This is a genomic window from bacterium (assembly GCA_037143175.1).
Lineage (GTDB): Bacteria > Verrucomicrobiota > Kiritimatiellia > CAIKKV01 > CAITUY01 > JAABPW01.
The window spans coordinates 14,710-36,904 of record JBAWZF010000028.1; the positions used below are offsets into that span (position 1 = coordinate 14,710).

Annotated in this window: 21 protein-coding genes; 9 read left to right on the forward strand and 12 right to left on the reverse strand. The window is 53.2% G+C overall.

From position 1 onward, the window contains the following. Positions 1–3: 3 nt before the first annotated feature. Genes WCI03_09670 through WCI03_09710 form a run of 9 tightly spaced genes read left to right on the forward strand, consistent with a single transcriptional unit; the run spans position 4 to position 9,988 of the window. Positions 4–741: an isoprenyl transferase gene (locus tag WCI03_09670; GenBank protein ID MEI8140121.1), complete on the forward strand. Its 738-nt coding sequence runs from the start codon at positions 4–6 to the stop codon at positions 739–741. Further along, positions 738–1,658 carry a phosphatidate cytidylyltransferase gene (locus WCI03_09675; GenBank protein MEI8140122.1) on the forward strand — a complete coding sequence of 307 codons (921 nt, stop codon included), beginning with the start codon at positions 738–740 and terminating at the stop codon, positions 1,656–1,658. Before WCI03_09670 ends, WCI03_09675 begins: the two co-directional genes overlap by 4 nt. A gap of 5 nt (positions 1,659–1,663) precedes the next feature. After that, positions 1,664–2,836, forward strand: a complete 1,173-nt coding sequence (locus WCI03_09680; protein MEI8140123.1) for a 1-deoxy-D-xylulose-5-phosphate reductoisomerase — start codon at positions 1,664–1,666, stop codon at positions 2,834–2,836. A gap of 4 nt (positions 2,837–2,840) precedes the next feature. After that, positions 2,841–4,289 (forward strand): RIP metalloprotease RseP, encoded by a 1,449-nt coding sequence (gene rseP, locus WCI03_09685; GenBank protein ID MEI8140124.1) that lies wholly within the window; start codon positions 2,841–2,843, stop codon positions 4,287–4,289. 1 nt (position 4,290) lies between these two features. Next, positions 4,291–5,382, forward strand: coding sequence for a flavodoxin-dependent (E)-4-hydroxy-3-methylbut-2-enyl-diphosphate synthase (gene ispG, locus WCI03_09690; protein ID MEI8140125.1), 1,092 nt, complete (start codon positions 4,291–4,293; stop codon positions 5,380–5,382). 2 nt (positions 5,383–5,384) lie between these two features. Next, on the forward strand, positions 5,385–6,041 hold the full coding sequence (locus WCI03_09695; GenBank protein MEI8140126.1) for an HAD hydrolase-like protein: 657 nt from the start codon (positions 5,385–5,387) through the stop codon (positions 6,039–6,041). A gap of 20 nt (positions 6,042–6,061) precedes the next feature. Further along, entirely contained in the window at positions 6,062–7,573 is a 1,512-nt protein-coding gene (locus WCI03_09700; GenBank protein MEI8140127.1) for a transglutaminase-like domain-containing protein, read from the forward strand. Between the two features lie 37 nt (positions 7,574–7,610). Beyond that, on the forward strand, positions 7,611–8,330 hold the full coding sequence (locus tag WCI03_09705; GenBank protein MEI8140128.1) for an ABC transporter ATP-binding protein: 720 nt from the start codon (positions 7,611–7,613) through the stop codon (positions 8,328–8,330). Beyond that, on the forward strand, positions 8,327–9,988 hold the full coding sequence (locus WCI03_09710; GenBank protein MEI8140129.1) for a hypothetical protein: 1,662 nt from the start codon (positions 8,327–8,329) through the stop codon (positions 9,986–9,988). The genes WCI03_09705 and WCI03_09710 overlap by 4 nt, the downstream gene beginning before the upstream one ends. Before the next feature lie 26 nt (positions 9,989–10,014). On the opposite strand, the gene WCI03_09715 is transcribed toward WCI03_09710, so the two are convergent. The 12 genes from WCI03_09715 to WCI03_09770 form a co-directional block, all read right to left on the reverse strand. Beyond that, positions 10,015–10,575, reverse strand: a complete 561-nt coding sequence (locus tag WCI03_09715) for a manganese efflux pump MntP family protein (protein MEI8140130.1) — start codon at positions 10,573–10,575, stop codon at positions 10,015–10,017. Next, entirely contained in the window at positions 10,572–11,234 is a 663-nt protein-coding gene (locus WCI03_09720) for an HAD-IA family hydrolase (protein MEI8140131.1), read from the reverse strand. Before WCI03_09720 ends, WCI03_09715 begins: the two co-directional genes overlap by 4 nt. Positions 11,235–11,245: 11 nt before the next feature. Further along, positions 11,246–11,803 (reverse strand): hypothetical protein, encoded by a 558-nt coding sequence (locus tag WCI03_09725; protein ID MEI8140132.1) that lies wholly within the window; start codon positions 11,801–11,803, stop codon positions 11,246–11,248. Next, the gene (miaB, locus tag WCI03_09730) at positions 11,800–13,182 is read right to left on the reverse strand and encodes a tRNA (N6-isopentenyl adenosine(37)-C2)-methylthiotransferase MiaB (protein ID MEI8140133.1); all 1,383 of its coding nucleotides are present in this window, start codon (positions 13,180–13,182) and stop codon (positions 11,800–11,802) included. Before miaB ends, WCI03_09725 begins: the two co-directional genes overlap by 4 nt. Continuing rightward, positions 13,183–15,030 carry a hypothetical protein gene (locus tag WCI03_09735; GenBank protein MEI8140134.1) on the reverse strand — a complete coding sequence of 616 codons (1,848 nt, stop codon included), beginning with the start codon at positions 15,028–15,030 and terminating at the stop codon, positions 13,183–13,185. It abuts the gene before it with no gap. Positions 15,031–15,052: 22 nt separating this feature from the next. Then, a complete protein-coding gene (locus WCI03_09740) occupies positions 15,053–16,906 on the reverse strand; it encodes a DUF4340 domain-containing protein (GenBank protein MEI8140135.1) in 1,854 nt (617 codons plus the stop codon). Then, positions 16,903–19,161, reverse strand: coding sequence for a Gldg family protein (locus tag WCI03_09745; GenBank protein MEI8140136.1), 2,259 nt, complete (start codon positions 19,159–19,161; stop codon positions 16,903–16,905). Before WCI03_09745 ends, WCI03_09740 begins: the two co-directional genes overlap by 4 nt. After that, positions 19,161–19,892, reverse strand: coding sequence for an ABC transporter ATP-binding protein (locus WCI03_09750; protein MEI8140137.1), 732 nt, complete (start codon positions 19,890–19,892; stop codon positions 19,161–19,163). The genes WCI03_09745 and WCI03_09750 overlap by 1 nt, the downstream gene beginning before the upstream one ends. Before the next feature lie 89 nt (positions 19,893–19,981). After that, on the reverse strand, positions 19,982–20,731 hold the full coding sequence (locus WCI03_09755) for a plasmid pRiA4b ORF-3 family protein (protein MEI8140138.1): 750 nt from the start codon (positions 20,729–20,731) through the stop codon (positions 19,982–19,984). 68 nt (positions 20,732–20,799) lie between these two features. Beyond that, positions 20,800–21,075 carry a hypothetical protein gene (locus WCI03_09760; protein ID MEI8140139.1) on the reverse strand — a complete coding sequence of 92 codons (276 nt, stop codon included), beginning with the start codon at positions 21,073–21,075 and terminating at the stop codon, positions 20,800–20,802. Positions 21,076–21,731: 656 nt separating this feature from the next. Continuing rightward, the gene (locus WCI03_09765; GenBank protein ID MEI8140140.1) at positions 21,732–21,995 is read right to left on the reverse strand and encodes a Txe/YoeB family addiction module toxin; all 264 of its coding nucleotides are present in this window, start codon (positions 21,993–21,995) and stop codon (positions 21,732–21,734) included. Beyond that, positions 21,992–22,195: type II toxin-antitoxin system Phd/YefM family antitoxin (locus WCI03_09770; GenBank protein MEI8140141.1), on the reverse strand; the 204-nt coding region annotated here is incomplete at its 5' end. The genes WCI03_09765 and WCI03_09770, both read right to left, overlap by 4 nt.

Here is a 22,195-nt window from a genome sequence, read left to right on the forward strand (position 1 = left end):
GATATGGCAAACGCCTCAACACCAGCCCCCGCCGAGCCTGCCAAAAGTCCGACGCACGTTGCCATCATCATGGATGGCAACGGACGCTGGGCCAAGCAGCGGGGACTGATCCGGTCGAAGGGGCATGAAAAAGGCACCGAATCGGTTCGTGCCGCCATCCGGGCCTGCCGGAAGCTGGGCATCCGTTATCTCACCTTATATGCATTCAGCGTGGAAAACTGGAGCCGGCCCAAGGCGGAAATCGACGCCTTGATGGCCTTACTTAAGAAATTCCTGCGTGACGAGGTCAAGGAACTGCATGAGAACAAGGTTCGGCTCCGGGCCATCGGACGACTCAGCGATCTCCCCGAATCCGTCCGGCACGAACTCACCAAGGCCATGCAGGCTACGGAACATTACACGGAGGCTACCCTGGTGCTTGCCTTGAGTTATGGGGGGCGTACGGAAATTGCACATGCGGCCCAGGAGCTGGCCAGACAAGTCAAAGCCGGTACACTTGATCCCGAGGCGATTGACGAAGCCTCTATCGCCGCCCATCTTTATGCCCCGGACATACCGGATCCCGACCTGATGATTCGGACCAGCGGTGAAATGCGAATCAGTAATTTCCTACTCTGGCAATTGTCTTATTCCGAACTTTATATCACCGACACTCTGTGGCCGGACTTCAGGGAAGAGCATATGGTGAAGGCCATTGAAGAATATTCCCGACGACACCGTCGGTTTGGAGGACTGGTATGACGTTGCTTCGCCGACTCTTCAGCGCCATCATTCTACTGGGCACTTCGGGCCTGCTCCTATTCAAGCTTCCCTCCATTCTGGGAGTCGTGGTGGTCATGGTGCTCGCGGTTCTGGCGCTTCTTGAGTTTTATAACATCCAGAAAAACAGCGGTATCCCCGCCTTCCGGAATATCGGGATTGTCTCCGGCGTCGCCATTTTAGCCTCAGCGTATGTGAGCCTGAATGTCAGTACGATTATCGGTCCCGCGGCCCCCGACGCCTGGCGTGAATTGCCCGGCCTCGTGGTTACCATGATTGTATTCATTATTTTCGTCAGGCAATTCCCCCAAAAGGAAAACCCTCAGCCGCTCCCAACCATCGCCTGCACCATGCTGGGACTCGTCTATCTCCCCCTCATGCTGATGTTCATGATGCATCTCTGCTTCCGCTGGACGCCCACCTCATGGAATATGCCGTTTAGTCCAACGGCACGGGCCGTGATCCTTTACCTCATCGTCGTAGTCAAAGCCTCGGATGTTGGGGCATATCTGGTTGGAAGCACCTGTGGACGTCACAAAATGTTCCCGCGCATCTCGCCGGGTAAAACGTGGGAAGGTCTGGCGGGCGGATTTATCACGGGGATTTTAGCCAGCCTTGCGCTCTTCTGGCTGTGGCATAATCCAAGCCCGGAAAGTCATACGGCTGAATTGGGCCGTCTCACCATCACTTTTGGACACGCCTTGTTTCTGGGCGCATTTTTAGCCGCCATCGGCGTCATCGGGGATTTGGTTGAATCGTTATTAAAACGCAGTGCCGGGCTCAAAGATTCCGGCTGTATTTTCCCGGGTATGGGCGGAATTCTGGATGTTATCGACAGTCTGTTGTTCGCGGCACCGGCCCTGTATTTCTATCTGCGCTGGTTTGCTCACGTCATCTAAAACCCATGAAAAAGAAAATTGTTATTCTGGGCAGTACGGGATCCATTGGTGAAAACGCCATTCGCGTTGCGGCAGTTTTGCCGTCCCGCCTCAAAATTATTGGTATCGCGTCGAACACCAGCGCGAGCCGGCTGCTGGAACAAGCCGCAGAGCTTCACATTAAACATGTGGCCATTGCCGATCCGGGGATCGCGGCAGCCACCCGGCAGAGCAGTCCGAAAAATATCCGTCTCTACAGCGGTGCCAGCGGGGTTGAAGAACTGGCGGCTCTTCCTGATGCAGACCTCGTGCTTTGCGCCATGGTGGGGATGGCTGGTTTGAAGCCGGTTCTCGCCGCGCTCCGACAGGGAACCGATGTGGCCATTGCCACCAAGGAGGTTCTGGTGGCCGCCGGGGGAATGGTTCTGGACTGTGCGCGCCAGAACAAGGCCCGGCTGCTCCCCGTCGACAGCGAGCACAGCGCTATTTTCCAGTGTTTGGAAGGCAAGCCGGCCTCCTCGATCCGTCGGCTGATTCTCACGGCCTCCGGGGGGCCGTTCGGCTCGAATCGTTCCATCGATTTCGACAAAGTCACCGTTGCCCAGGCACTTAAGCACCCCCGCTGGAACATGGGCCCCAAGGTGAGCATTGATTCGGCCACCCTCATGAACAAGGGATTGGAAATCATGGAAGCCCACTGGCTTTTCGGGATTCCCTATGATCGCATTGATGTCGTCATCCACCCGGAAAGCATCATCCATTCGATGGTTGAGTTTGTGGATGGCAGTATCCTGGCGCAACTCAGTCCGCCGGACATGCGTTTTGCCATCCAGCATGCACTTACCTGGCCGGATCGTGAGGATGGCGGGCTTCCAAGACTGGACTTCGCCACCCTGGGCGCCATGCATTTTGAAACGCCCGACTTGGATCGCTTCCCCTGCCTCGGGCTTGCCCGTAAGGCTGCCATCACGGGTGGCACCATGCCCTGCGTCTTAAACGCCGCCAATGAAATTGCCGTACAGGCATTTCTCGACAATCAAATTACATTCGCCGGCATCTGGCATGCCGTTGAAGCGGTTATGGCACACCATAACGTCATAGCCAAACCTACTCTTGACCAAATATACACAACAGATCACTGGAGCCGGCAGGAAGCTAAACGCGTCTGCCTGATTGCCGCCAAACGAAAGAAAGCCTGAACCTATGCTAACTGCCATCGTCACCATCGCCATCGTCGCCATTTTATTCGGGATGACTATTTTCGTTCACGAACTGGGCCACTTTCTGGCCGCCCGTTATTTCGGTTTCAAAGTGGATGTTTTTTCCATCGGGTTCGGCCCGGCCATATGGCAGCGCACCTACAATGGCGTGGCTTACAAAATCTGCATTATCCCGCTGGGCGGGTATGTTGCCCTGCCCCAACTGGACCCGACCGGGATGAGCCTGATTCAAGGCGAGACCGACAGTTCCACCAAGACGTCTGACGTTCCAGAATCAACGCCAACGGAACCCGCCCGTAATCTTCCAGCCATCGCCCCTTGGAAACGGATCATCGTCTCAATCGCCGGCGCGGCAGGCAATATGGTCTTCGCCATCTTCCTTGCCTGGGTGGTATATGTTGTTGGCAAACCGGCTTCAGTCGCGGAAGAGACCTCGATTGTCGGCTATGTGGCCACCTCCAGCGCGGCTTACACCAATGGCCTGCGCTGCGGCGATGAAATCCTGGCAGTCAATGGCCAGCCAGTTAAAAACTGGGTCGAATTTCTAATGACGTCCTCACGCCATACTCTGGCCACCGTTACCGTTCAGCGCGTGTCTGAGCAGCTCACACTCACCCTCCCCGGCGCGGAATCGATTGGCCAGATCGACAGCAAAGGGCTGTGTATGGTTTTCAATATAGCGCCCGGCATGAGCGCCGAAAAAGCAGGCTTTCAGCGGGGTGACCTGCTCAGTGAATTCGATGGCCAGAAGATTTACAGCCCCGGCCACCTCGTCAGCATCATGCAGAACTACAAGGGGAAATCGGTTCCCATGGTTTATTATCGTGACGGGAAACGCCTGACCACTCTGGTGACTCCCGACTACGACCCCGCCACGGAACGGATTCGTATCGGCATTGAATTCAATCCCAAGCAGGTTGATGTGGACTTCAACAAGATCGTTCATCCCTCACCGTGGACGCAAATTCACTTTCATTCCACCGCCATCTTCCAGACCCTGCACGCCCTGACCGTCCCTGGGCAGGCCAGTAATACCGCCAAGCAGATTGGCGGACCGCTGGCCATCCTGATCGCTTACTACTACGTGGTCAAACTGAGCCTGATGATCGCCGTCTTCTTCACCAGCTTCCTGAATGTCAATCTGGCCATTATCAACCTGTTGCCCATTCCTGTGCTGGACGGGGGGCATATCGTCTTTTCCTTGTGGGAAATGATCTTCCGCCGGCCGCTTCACTCAAAAATTATTGTGGGACTCACCAACCTTTTCGCCATATTGTTGATTGTCCTATTTGTGTTTCTCACCGGCCGTGACACCTATCGCTATACGGCCATAGGCGGCAAAATCAACAAATGGATGAACGGGAAAACAAACGTCACGACAGTTCTGTCTGAAGCAGCAACCAATGCGCCCCCCGCCGAACCCGGCAAGTAATATGCACCCCGCCATCGACATCCAGCGTCATCCCACCAGCCAGATTCAGGTCGGCTCGGTAATCGTTGGAGGGAACGCACCGATCAGCGTTCAGACCATGACGAAAACGGACACCCGCAACGTTGCGGCCACCGTCATGCAGATTCAGGAAATTCAGGAAGCCGGCTGCGACATTGTCCGTCTCGCTGTCATCGATGAGGAAGCCGCACATGCACTGGCGGCCATCCGCAAGCAAGTAACCATCCCCCTGATCGCCGACATTCACTTCAACCATAAGCTCGCCCTGATTGCGCTTGAGGGCGGGATAGATGGCCTGAGAATCAATCCCGGCAACATTGGCAGCCTGGATCGTGTACGCGAGGTGGTCAGGGCCGCCGCTGGACGTCAGGTCCCCATCCGTATTGGCGTCAATGGCGGCTCACTGGAAAAGGATTTACTGGAGAAATATGGGAGCGCCACAGCGGAAGCCCTGGTTGAAAGCGCCATGCGGCATGTTCGCATTCTCGAGGATGCCGGACATACCTGGATCAAGATTTCCGTCAAAGCGTCTGATGTGCCCCGTACACTGCAAGCCTACCGTCTGTTATCCAAAACGACTGACCACCCGCTCCATCTCGGGGTCACCGAAGCGGGAACCCTCCTCAATGGAACGATTCGCTCCAGCGTGGCAATGGGTATGCTCATCGCCGAAGGTATTGGTGATACCCTGCGCGTATCACTGACCGATTCCCCTATTCAAGAAGTCAAGGTCGGCCTCGAACTGTTGCGCTGCTTTGGCCTGAGGCCGCCGGGCGCCAGCGTTATTTCATGTCCCACCTGCGGCAGAGTTCAGATCAATGTGGTGGCACTCGCCCAGCAGGTTGAAACGGAACTTGATAAATTCTATCGCACCAATCCATCGGCCCCCCACCCCACCGTGGCGGTCATGGGCTGCCTGGTCAATGGGCCGGGTGAAGCTCGTGAGGCCGATATCGCCATCGCCGGTGGACAAGGCAAAGCTGCCATTTATGTCAAAGGCGCATTTCTGGCCACGGTTCAGGAGGCTGACATTTTGAATCAGCTTATCGAACAGGTCAGAAACTGGAAGAGTTGATTATGGTTTCATATAAACATATTATCTGGGACTGGAATGGGACCCTGTTGGATGATGCGCAGGCTTGCGTGGATGCCCTCAACATTCTCCTGAAAGATCGGAAATTACCCACTATCTCGCATGAGGATTATCTGGAGGTCTTTGATTTTCCCGTCCGCGATTACTACCTCAAACTGGGCTTTGATTTCTCGAAACATGACTGGGATGAGGTCTCCCATGATTACCATAAAGCCTACGCACGTACGTCCGCCTCGGTACTTCTCCGAGCGGGCGCTCAAGCCGCACTGACCACTATTCAGGCCAAAGGGCTCGGACTATCCATCCTCTCGGCCTGTGAACTTAAAATCCTTAAGCGTATGATCAATGAGCGGGGAATCCTTCCCTATTTTGAGCACATCTATGGGCTCAATGATCTCTATGCAAGTTCCAAAATAGATCTTGGCCATGCCTTGTTTAACAACACGGGCATCAAAAAACAGGGTGCGTTGCTGATCGGCGATACCACCCACGACTACGAGGTCGCACAAGCCATGGGCATCCCCTGCCTCCTGATGACCGGCGGCCATCAGTCCCGGCGCAAACTGGCAGCGCTCGGCTGCCCGGTAGTTCAGGATTTTTCAGGTGTTCTTGATTTTCTATTCTCCTTTAACCCGGCCTAGCCGGAACCGAGAAAAAGAGTTTGAACAGAATCACGCAAAGATCACAACGAAGGTGGCTTGTCACCCTGATCCTGGGGCTCTGGCTGGCCGCCATGGGCTGGCTCATTTTCTACGAAGCTTACCCTGAACTGCGAACTCACTCTTCAGCCGGATATCGCACCTTTTTATCGCACGGCGTCATGATCATGGATCGCTGGATGAAAATTTCCTTTCAGGGAAAACCTATCGGCTACACACACACCTCGGTCGATGTGGATGAAAAAGACGGTACCACCCAATACCGGATCAACAACCGCACCATCCTCTCCATCACCATTATGGGAAGCCGCCAACGTATAGCCGTCAACGCGGACGCGATTGTGGATGCCCTGTATAAACTGTCGTCGTTCTCTTTCTCGCTGACCTCTACTGGCTACGCGATCACCGTGGAAGGCATTCGGAAACGCGGGAACCTTTTCAGTGTTTCCATCAAGGGGATGGGCTCAACCCAACACCTTGATATCACCATTCCTGAGGGAGCTGTAATTTATTCACCCATGACCGAAATGACCTTGAAGTCACTCAGCCCTGGTAATTATGCCGTACTGCAAATTTTCAATCCCGTAACCATGACCGCCCAGAATGTTACCGTTCGTGCCCTGCGCCATGAATCCCTGCTCCAAAAAAACAAAGCCATTACGACCACCGTGTTGGCGGCAAAGATTGATGGAATGGAGACTCTTTCCTGGATAGACAGTGATGGCCTTATGCTTAAACAGGAAACCCCTTTCGGCTGGACCATCGAAAGTTGTAGCACCAAGGAGGCCCTGTCGGCCGGGGCCCAAAAGGGAACAGACGACATGCTGACCTCACTGGCTGTCCCGATTCACGGCTCAGTCGCCCGTCTTGCCTCAGAACCAGCAGTTACCCTGCGCCTCATAGGCCCTGCATTCTCACGTGACGATCTGCAAACCCAGCGCCAAACGGTAATATCCCTCAACAGCAATACCGTCGAGGTCATCGTCCGTTCTGAAACCCTGCCCACCACCGGCTGCGCCAGAACCGAGATCCCTGCAGACATGAGTCCGTGGCTGGCCGCTACTCCCTTCATTCAGGCAAGCGACAAGCGGCTGATCAAAAAGGCGCTGGAGATCACCGGAGCTTGGACAAATAGTCTGGAGGCTGCGATGGCGATCTATCAGTGGGTATTCACCCAAGTTGAGAAAAAGCCCACGGTCAGCCTGCCCTCAGCACTGGATGTGCTGGCTAATCCCCAGGGTGATTGCAATGAGCACACCTATTTATTCACAGGACTGGCCAGAGCCGCCGGTCTTCCCTGTAAAGTCAGGGTAGGCCTCACGCTTCATGAAGGCCAATTTTACTATCACGCCTGGCCTTCAGTCTATGTTGGCCAGTGGCTGGACATGGATCCCACCCGAGGCCTCCCCATCGTCAATACCGGTTACCTCTCTCTCATCGAAGGCGAACTGGCCGAACAGATGAAATTAATGAGCGTGATTGGAAAACTGAAAGTGGAAATCAGAAGTCAGTAAACAGTGGGCAGAGGGCAGTAGGCAGAGGGTGTCCATTATGATCAATATTCAGAATCTTAATAAACATTTCGGGGCGGTTCAGGCGGTCAAGGATTTGTCACTCAGCATCCCTGCCGGCGAACTATTTTGCTTCCTCGGGCCTAATGGTGCCGGCAAAACCACCACCATCAAGATGCTTACCGGTTTGATACGCCCGGATTCCGGCACTATTAAAATCGGAGAATTCAATATTCAGACCCAGTCCGTTGAGGCTAAGCGCATCATGGGTTACATCCCCGACATGCCCTTCCTCTATGAGAAACTCACGCCTGTCGAGTTTCTCAAATTTGTGGCCGGACTGTACAATATCACTCGCCCCGATTTAAATGATCATATCGAGGCGGCCCTCCAACAATTCGGGCTACAGGAGGCTAGGAATGCCCTGATTGGAGAGTTGTCGCACGGCATGCGCCAACGCCTGCTTTATATGGGCACTTTTATCCATAACCCGAAGGTTATCCTGATTGATGAACCCCTGATCGGGCTTGATCCCCATTCCATTCGCATGATCAAGGATCTCCTGCGCGCCAAGGTACGCGATGGTATGACCATTCTCCTGACTACCCATATTCTCGCCCTGGCCCAGGATATCGCCGACCGGATCGGCATTATCTCCGGTGGCAAACTCATCGCCCTTGGCACTTTCAGTGAACTGCAAATCCAATCCGGCAACAATGGCACACTGGAAGAGATCTTCCTGAAACTTACCAGCATATGACGCCGCTAACCGCCATCTGGATGAAGGATTATTTTGTGCTGCGCAATTTGCGGCGCATGCTACAGCGCGAGTCGGTGTTTAAGGTGACCTTCATTCTCCTTTTTGCCACAGGGCTGATGGGAGGTTTCTTCGCCATGTTTATATCCGGCTTCCGGTTCCTCTCGGAAATGGGGGGAGGCGGCTTCATGATTACCCATCGCCTGTTCGCCCTTTTCTTCCTCGGGCTCGGCATCATGCTATTAATGTCCAACGTTATCACCTCCTATTCCACCATTTTTAAATCACGGGAAACCCTTTTTCTACTGACCACACCCCTCGATATACGCACCCTGGTGACCTATAAATTCATCGAGTCCAGCCTGCTCAGTTCCTGGGCCTTTTTCTTTCTGATGCTACCCTATACCGCCGCCTATGCCTGGCATGCCCGCCTTGGGCTACTGTTCCCTGTCTGGACGCTCCTTCTCGCCATCCCTTTTGTTCTCTTGTGTGGCGCCATCGGAACGCTGATTTCTCTGGCTGCCGTCCGGTGGTTTCCACGCAAAAGGATCTTCTGGGCCGTCATCGCAGGCCTAGTATCGGTCGCAACGATTTATGGCATCATCCAAATCCGCCCGGTTCTAAACGAAGACGCCTCGTTCATCCTCAATCGCTTTCTGCCCGGCCTGCAACTCGCCTCCCACCCCCTCATGCCGAACAGCTGGGTTTCGGAGGGAATCATGGCACTGACCAGCGGCCAATGGACACGCGGACTCCTTTTATGGCTGGTCCTGATCACCAATACCGCGGTGCTGATGCTCCTCGTTCAATGGTTGGGGGAGCGAACCTTCTACAGTTCCTTCCAGAAGGAAGCGGGAGCGTCAGGACTTCGTCGCCGGTCCTCCGAACTGCTGGGCTGGCTGGACAAAAGCCTTGTGTTCCTTCCCTATGATATCCGGGGAATGGTCATGAAGGATATCCGCTCATTCCTGCGTGATCCCATGCAATGGTCGCAGGCGCTGATCTTTTTTGGCTTACTAGCGATCTACTTCTCCAGTTTCCGATCCTTTCACTACAATCAAATGCCGGATCTCTGGCGAAACCTGATCGTGTTTCTAAACATCTTCAGTGTGTCATCGGTCATCTGCTCGCTGGCAGCCCGGTTTGTATATCCGCAATTAAGTTTGGAAGGTCACAGCTTCTGGATTCTGGGACTGGCACCAACAGGCATGCGTCGTATTTTGCTGACCAAGTTTTCCCTGGCGGCGTTGGCCATGGTCACCGTCAGTGCGGGCTTAATGGGGCTGGCGGCCTGGATGCTTCAGGCGGGATGGGCGTTAACTGTGCTCTCAGTGGGGCTGGCGATCGCGATATCGCTTTCCGCTGCGGCACTGGCCACCGGGCTGGGTGCCATATTCATTGACCTCAAACAACCCAATCCGGCGGCTATCATCTCGGGATTCGGGGGGACAATGAACCTCGTGTTCACCTTGGGGTATATGCTCAGTGTTATTCTACCATTCGGATTTATCTGGCACTGGCATGTTACCAGCGGATTTAGCGGCACTCCGTTCCATCAAGCCAACATCGCCGCCACCCTCTGGGTTGTGATCCTCTCCCTCACAACGATCATCATTCCCCTCTGGCTCGGCATCCGCAGCCTTAAGCATCGGGAATATTAACTTTTATAATTGCAGGATTGCGGGGATTACATCATCAGATGCTGAATGAGGATCTTGAGGCCGATTCCGATTAAAACCAGCCCACCAAAAATCTCGATTTTCTTTTCGAAGAAATGACCGCAGGCATCTCCAATGTAGACGCCCGCCAGACAGAGGAGGAACGTCACGGACCCAATGAGAATGATCGGGGTGATAATCGCCACCTTGATCATGGCAAAGGTGACCCCGACGGCCAGGGCGTCAATACTGGTGGCAATTCCCAACACCAGAAGCACACCCGCTTTGAGGGGATTGTCGGCCTTCTCGGCATCATCCAATTGAAACGCCTCATAGATCATTTTTCCACCAATGATGCTCAACAGCACGAAAGCAATCCAGTGATCCACATTGCACAGCAGTTGCTGGAGGCCAAGCCCCGCTAACCAGCCAATAACCGGCATGACGGCTTGAAACCCGCCAAAGGTCAGGGCAATCATAAGCGCATGCTTGAGCCGCAGGTTCTTAATGGCAATCCCACTGGTAACTGAAACAGCAAACGCATCCATAGCCAACCCGATAGACAATAGAAGGATTTCTATAAAACTCATATCAACTCCAGTACGGCATCAAATGAATCACACTGGTAAGTGGGAACTTCGTTGCCAGGTGCTCCGTATCCATAGGTAACAAAAATGCTATTTGCCCCGGCCCGCCGGGCTGACTCCAAGTCGGTATAGTTATCCCCCACCACCCAGGTATTCCGGGGAGTTACTCCGGCAGTAGCCATGCAATTAGTGATCATATCAGGGGCAGGCTTTAACACCGGGAAACGATCTGCCGCCAGGACGGTTATGAACCAATCATAGATTCCCAGATGCCTCAGGATAAGATCACAGGATTCGGCTGGCTTATTCGTAGCCACTGCAAGGATGTGGCCCCGCTCCCGCAGACACTTAAGGCCCTCAAAGACCCCGGGATACAACCCCGTTTGATCCACAGCATGCGCCCGGTAGAGCGGCATCTGGACTTTCAAGGCTTCATCCACATCAATGCGGGTTCCCTGCAAGGCACGGGTCACCAGCATCCTCACCCCATTACCAACATAACCGCGGATGGACTCCGGGGCCAATGCCGGAAGGCCAAAATGCCTTCGCATCAGGTTAACGGCCGTAGCCAGATCCTGACAGGAGTCCACCAGGGTTCCATCAAGGTCAAAAATGATTAATTTTCCAGGTTCCACACCACTACCCCAGACGCAGCTTCTCAAATTGTGATTTATTAAGTCACGCGAGCAAAGACCGTCAAGCCTAGCACCACCAAAACAAAGCCCAGCACAACTCCTGCGGCTCCAGCCAACCGGCAACTGCCATCTGTGGCACAAAACTTTTCAACCGCAAGCCGAAAGCGATAGGGCGACAGGACCAATAGAGTTCCCGCAACCACCCAGCAATACGCCAGCCCGGCGATAAGCCAGGTAGCCTTGGACGCAGAAAGACATTGGATGCTCAGAACAGGATTAGCCACCAGCAACAGCAGCCCGCCCAAGGCCCTGGCGGCAAGAAGTTCATTCATGAACACCAGAATCAGGCCCAGCACAACCGGAGTCAAAATCCAAAGCAACCACTTATAGTCACCAATAAAGTTGCCCAGCGGCATGGCATTGACTTCAACCGCAGACCACCCTAATGCCATGGCGGACAGAACGGCACCCAGCCAAAAATTACGAGGAAACAGCTTAAAAAGTTTCCGAACTGTTTGCGGGGCCAGCACTAGTGGCGCATGCAAAGCCACATAGACGCCCCCGATCCAAAGCGATAATTCTGCCAATGACATCATAACGACTTAACCTCTTTCAGTGTCCCATATAACGTTTGAGCTCCGACCTTTTCAACCAAGACATGAACTATATCACCAACCTTCACCTCTTCGCGAGGGTCAAAGATCGTGATTTTGTTGGTACTCGACCGGCCCGCCCACCGCGTTTTATTCCGCAGGCTTGGCCCCTCAACAAGCACCTCAACGGTCTTACCTATGCACGCCCGATTCAGGGCCTCACCCATCACATCCTGGTCAGCCAGAATCACGTGATTCCTCCGGAGTTTCTCTTCAGCAGAAATATCGTCTTCCAAGTCTGCGGCCGGAGTTCCCTCGCGGGGTGAATACTTGAAAATAAAAGCATTATCAAACTGGGCGGCGGCCATCAGCCAGCGCGTTGCCTCAAAATCCTCCTCCGTTTCGCCAGGAAATCCAACGATCACATCGGAAGTTAGTGCCAATGTCGGCACAGATTCACGCAGGCGTCGCACGGCGGCAAGATAATCGTCCGCCGTATACCCGCGTCGCATCTTTTTCAGAATTCGATCAGAGCCCGATTGGACCGGAAGATGGAGGTGGTCACACACGCCCGGTATCTCCCCCATGGCACGGGCAATTTCAGCACTGCAGCCTGTAGGATGTCCGGACGTGAATCGAATCCGCCTGATTCCGGGCACTTGACTCACGGCCTCCAATAAACGGGGAAGTGGCTCCACAAAACCCCTTGCCGAATGAAACGTTTCGGGCCAGACCTGATTTTTCATTCCATAGGACATCACACTCTGGCCCAGCAAGGTTATTTCGCGACATCCATGCTCTGCCAGGGCACGGACTTCACGCAGCACACTTTCAGCCGGGCGGCTCCACTCCGCACCCCTCACCGTGGGAACAATGCAATAGGCACAATGCCGGTCACACCCCAGGAGAATATTCACATAGGCCGAGAGTGACCCGCCCAAATGTCCGACCAAGGCTTCAGCCTCCCGGTCGGCCTCTCCAGTGTCCACTAATGGCCCCCGTCCTTCCGCCACCGCCTCCATCATGGCCGGCAACGCGCTTAACCGGTGGGTGCCCACCGCCAGATCCAACCCCTTGACCTTTTTAAATATCTCCGTTCCCAGCCGTTGCACCATACAACCGACGGCCCCGACCATCAGACCGGGATGCTCCCGTTTAGCCGCGACGATCAAGCGTAGTTTGCCCAGCGCCTTATCTTCGGCTTTCCCACGAATACTACATGTGTTAACCAGAATGACGTCCGCTTCCGATTCATTCGCCGCCAACTGATATCCATGCCGGACCAGCAGAGCCCCCATCGCCTCACTGTCACGCTCATTCATCTGGCACCCGTAGGTTTTGATATGGACGTTTTTTATGATTTTATCGGATCGTGTCATCATTCACTCTTTCTTCAAATTGGGCAAAGGGCGCCACTCTGGCTTAGTAAAGGTTCCTGTCAGGGAATATCCCCCCTGCCGATTTTGGGAGAGCAAAGAAATGACGGCCCGCCCTGTGGCGTTTTTATTACTCCTCAACACAGGTTTCAAGAGCCAATCTAAAGAGCCATCCAAGCCACAACTCCCCCGCGCCAACAAACCCAGACTTCCAGCTTCAAAAACCAGATCCTTGCTGTTTATTTTATTATCTTTAAGTTCAAATGAGAAACGAGCCTCGGTAGGCAGATCCGGCAAATCCAGATCCCGAGACAAGCCCCCCCATTTCTCTAACAGACCGGCGGCAAGCGGGCTCTGGAATACCCGTGCATCCCGGATCGTTAATTGTCCCTGTCCCACAAGGTTTGCGCCAATCCCGCCCACTTCCAGGTTTCCGAAAATTTTACCACCCATCCGCCACCCAAGGTTGGTACTGACCAACTTCAATAACTCGTCGGTATCGGCATTGATAATCTCGGCTTTGACCTCTGCCGTCCAATTCGTTCCCGCCGGATCCGCCACGAATACGGCAGACCCACTGGCAAAGCCTCCCCCGATATTTCCCCGAAAGTCTGAAACCGAGTGGGTATATCCGTGATTATTATAGGTGAAGGAATAATTATTAAAAAAGAGGCCCTTATAACCGATTTTCGCACCTTCGACCACGGCCTCTACTTTCGAATTCTCGGGGTGAGAATACCCGATACGCCCCTTGGCGGCCAGCCGGGCGCCCTCCTCTAAATTCCAGGAGCTCATCAGGTATTCCTTCAGGCCGATAAGTCGCAGAACGGCCGCCACGTTGACCTCCGAGTTAACCTGAAAATCCGCCATACCGGAAGCAAAGTCAAAATCCACCTGCCCCCTTGCATGACGCCCACCCATGGTCAGACTGAACGGAGCCATGCTCAACCGGTTAGTCCCGTTACCCAAAACATACTCCAGATTCATGTTGGCAAAACCAATAACCGCACCAAGATAGGCATAATTTGAAGCCTGAACACGGCCCTTGGCCGTTACTGAAAGCGCAGGCTTCGTTACTGCTTCAAAAGTAAAATCCATCCGGGGTGGGTTTGCAGGAAACGAAAATCGACCAAACACCCCAACCGCCTCAGGAAAATAAATGGCGCAAATTGGAATCAAGGCATGGGGGTCAAAAGTGGTGATAAGTCTACCGGTCAATTGACCTTCATTCCGCCATGCCAGCGTCCCTTCGAGCGCCCCAGAGTGCAACTCCTGCCCCACTTTCCCGGATACTCGTGACAGGAAGACTCCCTCATGATCGACTCGCACTGCCGACTTAACCTGCTCCACCCAAACCCCCAGAACTTCAAAATTGAACAACGCCACATCCAAGTCGAATTCTCTTAACGTTTTGTTTTCGTGATTATCCAAGGAAAGCCCTGCGGTTATCGCCGGATTTCTGTTGGGTCCAAGACTAGTCGAACTCCACAATGGTCGTATTATGCCGTCATAGGCCCTGAGCTCTTTAATCCGCGTATGTCCTGATCTGGGCCGCTCAAAAAGATGATAGAGAAGGCGCAATTCACGGGTTTCAAGAAAGGGGGGGCCGGGCATCCCTTTACGATACACGCTGACATTTCGAGCCTTCAGCCCGCCGCCCAGATCCAGATAAACCTCGCGCGCCTGGACAAAATAGTCACCACTGTTTGCACTGGCCAAAATCCACCTGGTAAGAAAGGAAGGAAAACCGAGTACGGCCAACCCCAGTATAGCCGCCACCCCGCCCACAAGCAGGATCATGAGCACATGCCCCTGCCAGGCGAACCGTTTTAATCTGGGAATAAGCATGCTCATACGTAAACCCGGGGACACAAACTCAATGCGCTTCAACCAGAGGAAGCGACAGGGTCTGAGCAATTTCCTTCTTTAAAACAAACACCACATCCTGGCCCTGAATCATCGAGTAGACACCATTCGTATCACAGGCTCCGCCAATGATGACGGTCTTTTGGATACCACTTGTACCAGTTAACCCGAAAGTGATCCGCGGCGAGGACTCTTCAATGCCATACGACAAGACATTGGTTACCGCATTCATGCTTTCAATCCGTTCCGCCCGTAACGAAGCGGCCAGGCTCAACAAGGCCGGGATGGTGCCCTTGACAATCCGTCCTTCCGGGGGTGAGTTTGCAATCCAAATCCCATCATTCCCAAGCGTCACGGTTTCCTCGCGACCATTTCGAGACAAAGTGATCCGTCGCACCTGATCGGAGGCGATTTCAAACATCCGGCAATCCATATAAGGACGCGGATCAGCCAGCGAAAGGGCCGGCCGGGACAGGGGCCAAACCGTATTTAACTCCTGGGGATGAACTTCCATTAAGGTTTTATTTTCCTCACAATAGACCTGATTATTGGATCCCCCTGTAGCCGGAACAGAAAACCGATAACTCCAGCTGGTTCCCTCCGGCACCTGCGCGAGAGACTGATTAGTAGTCACGCCTAATGGCTGAACAGTCGCAATAGCCAGGCGACAGGGAAATGCCGGCAAGACGCCCATGAGCGTATTGGTTGTGCCCCCACTCAAAGACTTCAACACCTTGAGATTGCAAATAGCTCTTAAAAGCCCTCCCACAGCCTGGGCATCCGCCTTGAACCGAAAAGGCTCCAGAATCAGCCATCCGTTTTTTTCGTTCTTTTCAAGCACCAGTTTAGAATCCCCTTCCCGTAACAGGATTGACACAATCTCTGCAGGATCAGCATTACAAAGACGGCGATCTCTTAATAACTCGAGCTTAATATTCTGCAATGAAAGGACATCACGGTTAATGGAACAGACGGACGCAACATCACTGATCTTGGCATAAACAAGATTCGGCATATCTTGCCGGGTCTTCCCCACGGTCAATACCAGGGGAGTTGCGCCTCCTTCATACGTCAGTGAAATTTGCATCATAGCCTCGTCGGCTGTGAATCCATAAACGGCAGGGTCAGCAGGAGCCTCAACGGCACCAAAAGCATCCACTTTCAAGGCCATAAGTGACTGTAGCAACTGCTCCACCCTCCGGTTATCGGCTCTGGCATCAATAGGTTGCTGGATGCTCCACTGTCCTTCCCGAAGTGCCAACTGCACAAACCCGCCCGTGTACTTCACTTCCAAACGAGTCACCCGCTTGAGGCCGGCAGGAAAAACGGAACGATCCCTGAAGCTATCGAGGTCCAGGGGGAGAATGTCGGACACCTTGCACGTTGTCCCCATTACGTCCACACCGTTTTTTGAGCGGAGATAGACCAGATCTCCCAGCGGGGATTCATCACCCACCAGAATTTCGTCAACCCGGAATTCGTTCCCTACCAAAAGCTGGGCACGCGGAATTTCCAAGCCGAAACTGGCGGCGGACAGATGGCGTTGAAGAAGACGCTCAGGACTCAGGGTTTCCCGAATACGGGTATCGCCCAACGCCTCAATAATCCGATTGATCCGGGCTTCATCCGCCCGTGCTTCAACAGGTCGGATTAAAAACCACTGGCCCTCACGCCGGGCACATTCAATGGAAATAGTCCCTGCCGTGATCGCAAGTTGCGTAATGGAGCTCGGGCTGAATTGCAGCAAGGGGGCCTCCAGCGGCAATGCCCTCGAAACGGAATCAACATTCCGTTCAAAAACAACAATAAACAAACTGATGATAACAACCAGAGCCAACAACCACAGAGTAGGTTTCCAACTCATTGCCGGGCAGTCTCCTTTCGGAAGGGTGAAAGGATTGCGCGCCGATCCCGCCGTGCCAATGCAACAAAAATACCGGTAAAAATCAAGAGAAGCGGCATGGCTACCACGGTCAGAATAAACGTCATGAACCGGTCACCAGACTCGATTCGTAAATTAAATATACCGCTCAAATCCTCAAACCCTACAAGAGTCCCCCCGCGCTCTTGAAGCCATTCCAGGGCATTGACGAAAAACGACTCATTTCCACCCGCTAAACAGGTATTGGCGGCAAACTGGGAGTCCCCGAACACCACCAGACGCACAGGCTTGATATCCATTGCGATTTCTGATGAGAGACCTTTCTCCACACAAACGGCCAACGGCAACGGCCCCGAACGATCATACCCCTCATTGAATTGGGGTGGACTTTGGTCACGATCCCCCTCGGCCCAGCTTTTAGTTGAACTGAACGCCAATTCAATCACACGCGGCCGATCCGCATGATCGCTAAGACTGCCTCGCTGGGTATCCGGAAACAGAGGCTCCACTGACCGGGGCATGTAAAAAGTTGACACCAAGCCATCCAAGCCATCCGTAATGGGATGCCGGCCATACCGGATCACGGAAACTTCACCCAACCCGAAAGCCGGAGATCGCTCCCGACTGGACGTCAGTAAGGAAGCGCTCTTGGAATCAAGAATACGATCCGTTCCCAACCGGATGCCCCATTCCGCAAGCAGCGACTCCAAACCGCTATGGGAACCAAAATCGAGCAATACCATCAGGCGCCCGCTTCGCGCCAGATAGTCTCGAATTTTCCCAACCTCCCACGAGGCTAATTGACGTGCCGGACCGGCAATCACGAGCACCGCACAATCATTCGGCACCGCCTCCACGGATCCCAGCAATAACGGACGCACCTCGGACTGCCGTTCGCGGATGATCCCGGCAATTTCGGAATAGCCACTGTAGCCCGTAAAATCAGAAATACTTCGCTCGTCGTGACCGGTCAGGAAATAAACGACAGGGCCTTTTTCCTGAACAACGGATCGCAGAGCCATGATCAGCTCGGATTCCAAAACAGCGCCCAGGGAAGCCCCCCGTGGATCAGGTCGTGCATCTCCGGACGCAACCCGATCCAGCCCCTTGATCGGCAACACCATGTAGCGGGTTCCACAATTCACGATCAGAACATTGGGCTGACGAATTTTATACTGGCTCACAAGCTCACGCGTCCGGCTGAGCTCGGTGGATTGGTCAACCATTTCCACGCGAAGCAGGGCGTGGGCAAATTGATACTTCTCAACAACCCGCCGCGCCAGAATGGCCTGGGGATCCCCCACCGGGGCGAGAAGAATAATTTGAACAGGCGTTTTGACATGATTCAACGTCTTCACAACTGCGGCAGGCAAAGGACTATTCCCCGCCGCACTGACATCCCTCCGTACTGGATGAAGTACGGACAGAAAATTCACAAGCCCCCCCAGCATCATCACCAGCAGAAATGACACGGCCACATTCAACGCACCAGAAGTCCGCCGATAACGGGTCCACTGCAATAACCGAACATTTACAAACAGCAGAATAGCCATACCGCTCAGGTAGAACGTCAACGCACGGCTATCGATCACGCCAGTCGAAAAACTTGAAATATGCGAAGCGACCGCCACCAATCCGGTTGAGGCCGCATCCGTGCCGCCCCCGATCCAACTACGAAAGGAGCCCCTGAAAACAAGCATCGCCCCGGTTAGAAAGGTTGCCACAATGGCAGTGGTCTGCCGGCGGAAAAACAGCGACCAGAAGATCCCCGTCAAGGTCATCAACCCCGACAGCAGAATGAGAATCAACACTCCTGACAACCACATGCCGACATCGATTCCACGCCAACCGGGATAGAGCGCTTTCAGAATCCACGGATAGAGGACTGCCGGGAAAGCCAGAAGCAGAATCAAGACAAAGCCTGCCCCGGCTTTGGCGACCACCACCTCAACCTCGCTGACGGGAGCCGTCAACAAAAGTTCGAGGGTGCCCCGTTCCTGCTCATCCCCTAGAAGCTTCACAGAAACGGCCGAAGCCAATACAAGAAAGGCCATCCAGAACAACATTCCGTTGAAGGTGATTTCAGTTGTCAACAGTCCACGCCCGCCCATGGTCATGGCAAATACCCAGAACACCATCCCCGTCACAATAAGGTAGCCCGCTCCCATCAAATAGAATGCAGGCAGCGACAGCCAGGATCGCAAATCACGCCGGGCGAGTATCCTGATCGCATGCATCAGTGGCCGCCCCCTATTACAGACGCCTTAACCACATCCGTCAACGTTCGAACCCCATACTGCATAATCAGTTCTGCCGGGGAGGCAAAGGCGACAAGCTGCCCTCTGCTGAGGATCATCACCCGGGAACCAAGCAACTCGGCTTCCGCCATATCATGGGTTGAGAAAACCATCGTGCGTTCGCCTTTCAGCGGGGATAGCAAGGCATGAATCCGCTCAACATTCATCGGATCCAGTCCCAGGGTGGGCTCATCGAGCAGAATCACTTCCGGTTCACCGGCAAGACTGTCGGCCAGCAAAACGCGACGGGTCTCCCCTTTCGAGAGATTGCCGATCAAGGCACGTTCCAGTCCGGCCAACCCGCAACGCCCGACCATTTCCCGGAGGCGCTTGACTCGCGTCCTCCCGTAAAGTCCACGCAACCGGGCACGGAAAGTGAGATATTCCATGACGCGCATTTCGGGGTAGGTAGCATCTTTCTCGGGGAGATATCCGACTAGACGCCGAACACGCAAAGACTCGGTGACCCCGTCATGGCCATCAATCTGAGTTCTACCGGATGTGGGCGCCATATAAGTGGACAAAATGCGAAGTAATGTCGTCTTACCAGCCCCGCTCGAGCCCACAAGAGCGATGGATTCGCCCTTCTGAACCTGAAAAGAAAGCCCCTCAAGCGCCGTCACCGGACCAAATTTCTGCGTTACGTTTTCAACATCAATCATATCAACCATGCCGCCTGCCGTGAGATGAACAAAAACCCTATTATCGCCACCTAATAAGCCCACGTCAAGCCAGCAACAATCCCGACAACATCGGCCATTTACCCTTTTTTCATACGATGATATTGAACCATCCTGATGTTTTTCGGGCAGGGTTTATCCTGAAAGGCAATTTCCCATCTCAAGTGGGGGTCTTGAAACCGAATCAGGCCCAAATCCAACCATTCAGGATCAAACCAGCCCCCAACCCAACTCAACGAGGCGTCATGATCCTCAGCATTATGATAGGCAATTGCCTTTTTGAACCGACGATAACCTGATGACCCACCACAGTCCTCAGGAGGACATGCTTTTTCGCCCCCAATACAGCGGGGATACACTTCACCTATTTTGCGGGGCAAAATCACCTCCAACACTACCGAATGATGCCAACCGTCACCAAAATCATAGAGATAGTCAGCGTTAAGATTGTCGGGCTTGAGTGTAAAAAAACGGGAAATATTGGTCATCCAGCCCGGCAAAGTGGCATATCCCATGATGTCTTCATCAGCCCCGCCGTCATCAGGAATTCCAATATGGTCTTCTGCCGCGGTTTTAGGATTGCGAAGAGTAAAGAGATGGAGATGGTAGTCGAGCCACCCAAAAGCATCCGTTATGGCACAATGGAGATCCCAAAACGAATAGCACCCGGGCACCTGAATCCGTCTCCAAACAGGTGGATCAGTCTCAAGTAAGGTCACTTTGAACTGATAAACCTTCAAGAATGGCTGCGGACAGGAATACACACCTGAGGATGTAGTCCGTTTTACAGACTTACTTGACTTGGCTAAATTTGTAGGCTTGGTTGACATAAACTCCCTCAACTCACGGTTTTGTCTTCTAAGGGATATTGTTATTCTTGCCGCCGAAATTTCCAAGTTTATTCCAACGCCATCATTGGGTGGCAGGAACAAGACTCCTTCACACTCAACGACGGTGGCACAACCACTAGCGCCGCATCCCCGCCAACCAACTCGGCGATAAAGACAAGCGATACTGTATCGAAGTTGCGATCCCATTCAAAGAACTGCCGACCTATACTCGTGGTAATGCGGCCCAAAAAGGAGATATGCTGAATTTCCTGATTACACGCATGTCTCTGGATGGCGATGCCTTCACGGCGATCGCGCCTTTTCCGGTACTTAGCTGGGGTCATAACATTTGGAATTATTCCCCGCTGGAATTAGGTAAGCAATTCGCGTACGTTATCCGTTACTTTAGAAATACGCCGATTAAGCATATCAGTCCCCCAATTACAAATAAAATGGGTCCAACAGCCGCCCTAATCATGGGAACTATTGTCAGAAACGAACCTACTATAAACAAACATCCGCCGACTATTATCATTGTGTGTAATTTGCTCGTATCTATTAAAACTAAAAGTCAACGGTAAGTGGCGAGGATGCTAAGCCGTACATCTTGCGTAGGGGTACGGCTAACTTCATCTACCAAAGGTGGGTTCGGTATCGGGGGAGACCCACCACCTACTTCGCTGATAGGGATACTATACTACACGCCCTCATTTTATATCAAGTTAGAATTTATTCAGGGTGAAAGCATGGAGGTAAGGCGGATAATCTTCTGCCGCCCTGTGGTGACGAGTCTGCCGACAGCATGAAGCAACAGGGGGCGGGAATTGGGAGGAAATTGGGCGTATCATCCACAAGGATAATGCGCTCCGGCACGCTCAAACTTAATCAATCTGCTTTGGTTAATGTGCTCATAACGGGTGAACAATACCCATTTCAATCTTGCATCATAATCATTCATTAATTCGTCAGCGACGTAAACTCCGAGGTGTGGTTCGCCGAATTATTCGTAGTGCGTCCACAGTCGGATGATTTTAACCGTCTTGACGTCTTCCAGAACCTGATACACCAGTCGATACTGTATATTGATGCGACGAGAACATGCGCCAGCCAGATCTCCAACTAGTTTCTCAAAGGGCGGAGGATGTTGATAAGGATTCAGTTCCAGAATCTCAAGTAATCGCTCGGCTTTTGGTTTCAATCCAGACGCCTTGAGCTTCTTGGCGTCCTTTTGGGCCTGTTTCGTGAAGACAAGCGTCCAGCTCACCACTTAAGCTCCTTGCTGCATTTTCCAACAGGAGCCTTCATTCCCTCCAGAATGGACTCACGCATTCCTGGAATGGCTGTCAAGAATAATGTCTCCTGAATCGCACTCCAATCCTCACCCGAAACCAGGACGGCAGAATGCCGTTTTCCGGTAATCTGTATCGTCTTGTGGGATTCCGCCACATCATCCAGAAGAGAGTA

Bases quoted from the DNA above. Each gene is read 5' to 3' on its own strand.
- WCI03_09670 (MEI8140121.1), top strand. From the start codon at position 4: ATGGCAAACGCCTCAACACCAGCCCCCGCCGAGCCTGCCAAAAGTCCG.
- WCI03_09675 (MEI8140122.1), top strand. From the start codon at position 738: ATGACGTTGCTTCGCCGACTCTTCAGCGCCATCATTCTACTGGGCACT.
- WCI03_09680 (MEI8140123.1), top strand. From the start codon at position 1,664: ATGAAAAAGAAAATTGTTATTCTGGGCAGTACGGGATCCATTGGTGAA.
- rseP (MEI8140124.1), top strand. From the start codon at position 2,841: ATGCTAACTGCCATCGTCACCATCGCCATCGTCGCCATTTTATTCGGG.
- ispG (MEI8140125.1), top strand. From the start codon at position 4,291: ATGCACCCCGCCATCGACATCCAGCGTCATCCCACCAGCCAGATTCAG.
- WCI03_09695 (MEI8140126.1), top strand. From the start codon at position 5,385: ATGGTTTCATATAAACATATTATCTGGGACTGGAATGGGACCCTGTTG.
- WCI03_09705 (MEI8140128.1), top strand. From the start codon at position 7,611: ATGATCAATATTCAGAATCTTAATAAACATTTCGGGGCGGTTCAGGCG.
- WCI03_09710 (MEI8140129.1), top strand. From the start codon at position 8,327: ATGACGCCGCTAACCGCCATCTGGATGAAGGATTATTTTGTGCTGCGC.
- WCI03_09715 (MEI8140130.1), bottom strand. From the start codon at position 10,575: ATGAGTTTTATAGAAATCCTTCTATTGTCTATCGGGTTGGCTATGGAT.
- WCI03_09725 (MEI8140132.1), bottom strand. From the start codon at position 11,803: ATGATGTCATTGGCAGAATTATCGCTTTGGATCGGGGGCGTCTATGTG.
- miaB (MEI8140133.1), bottom strand. From the start codon at position 13,182: ATGATGACACGATCCGATAAAATCATAAAAAACGTCCATATCAAAACC.
- WCI03_09735 (MEI8140134.1), bottom strand. From the start codon at position 15,030: ATGAGCATGCTTATTCCCAGATTAAAACGGTTCGCCTGGCAGGGGCAT.
- WCI03_09740 (MEI8140135.1), bottom strand. From the start codon at position 16,906: ATGAGTTGGAAACCTACTCTGTGGTTGTTGGCTCTGGTTGTTATCATC.
- WCI03_09745 (MEI8140136.1), bottom strand. From the start codon at position 19,161: ATGCATGCGATCAGGATACTCGCCCGGCGTGATTTGCGATCCTGGCTG.
- WCI03_09750 (MEI8140137.1), bottom strand. From the start codon at position 19,892: ATGGTTGATATGATTGATGTTGAAAACGTAACGCAGAAATTTGGTCCG.
- WCI03_09755 (MEI8140138.1), bottom strand. From the start codon at position 20,731: ATGTCAACCAAGCCTACAAATTTAGCCAAGTCAAGTAAGTCTGTAAAA.
- WCI03_09760 (MEI8140139.1), bottom strand. From the start codon at position 21,075: ATGACCCCAGCTAAGTACCGGAAAAGGCGCGATCGCCGTGAAGGCATC.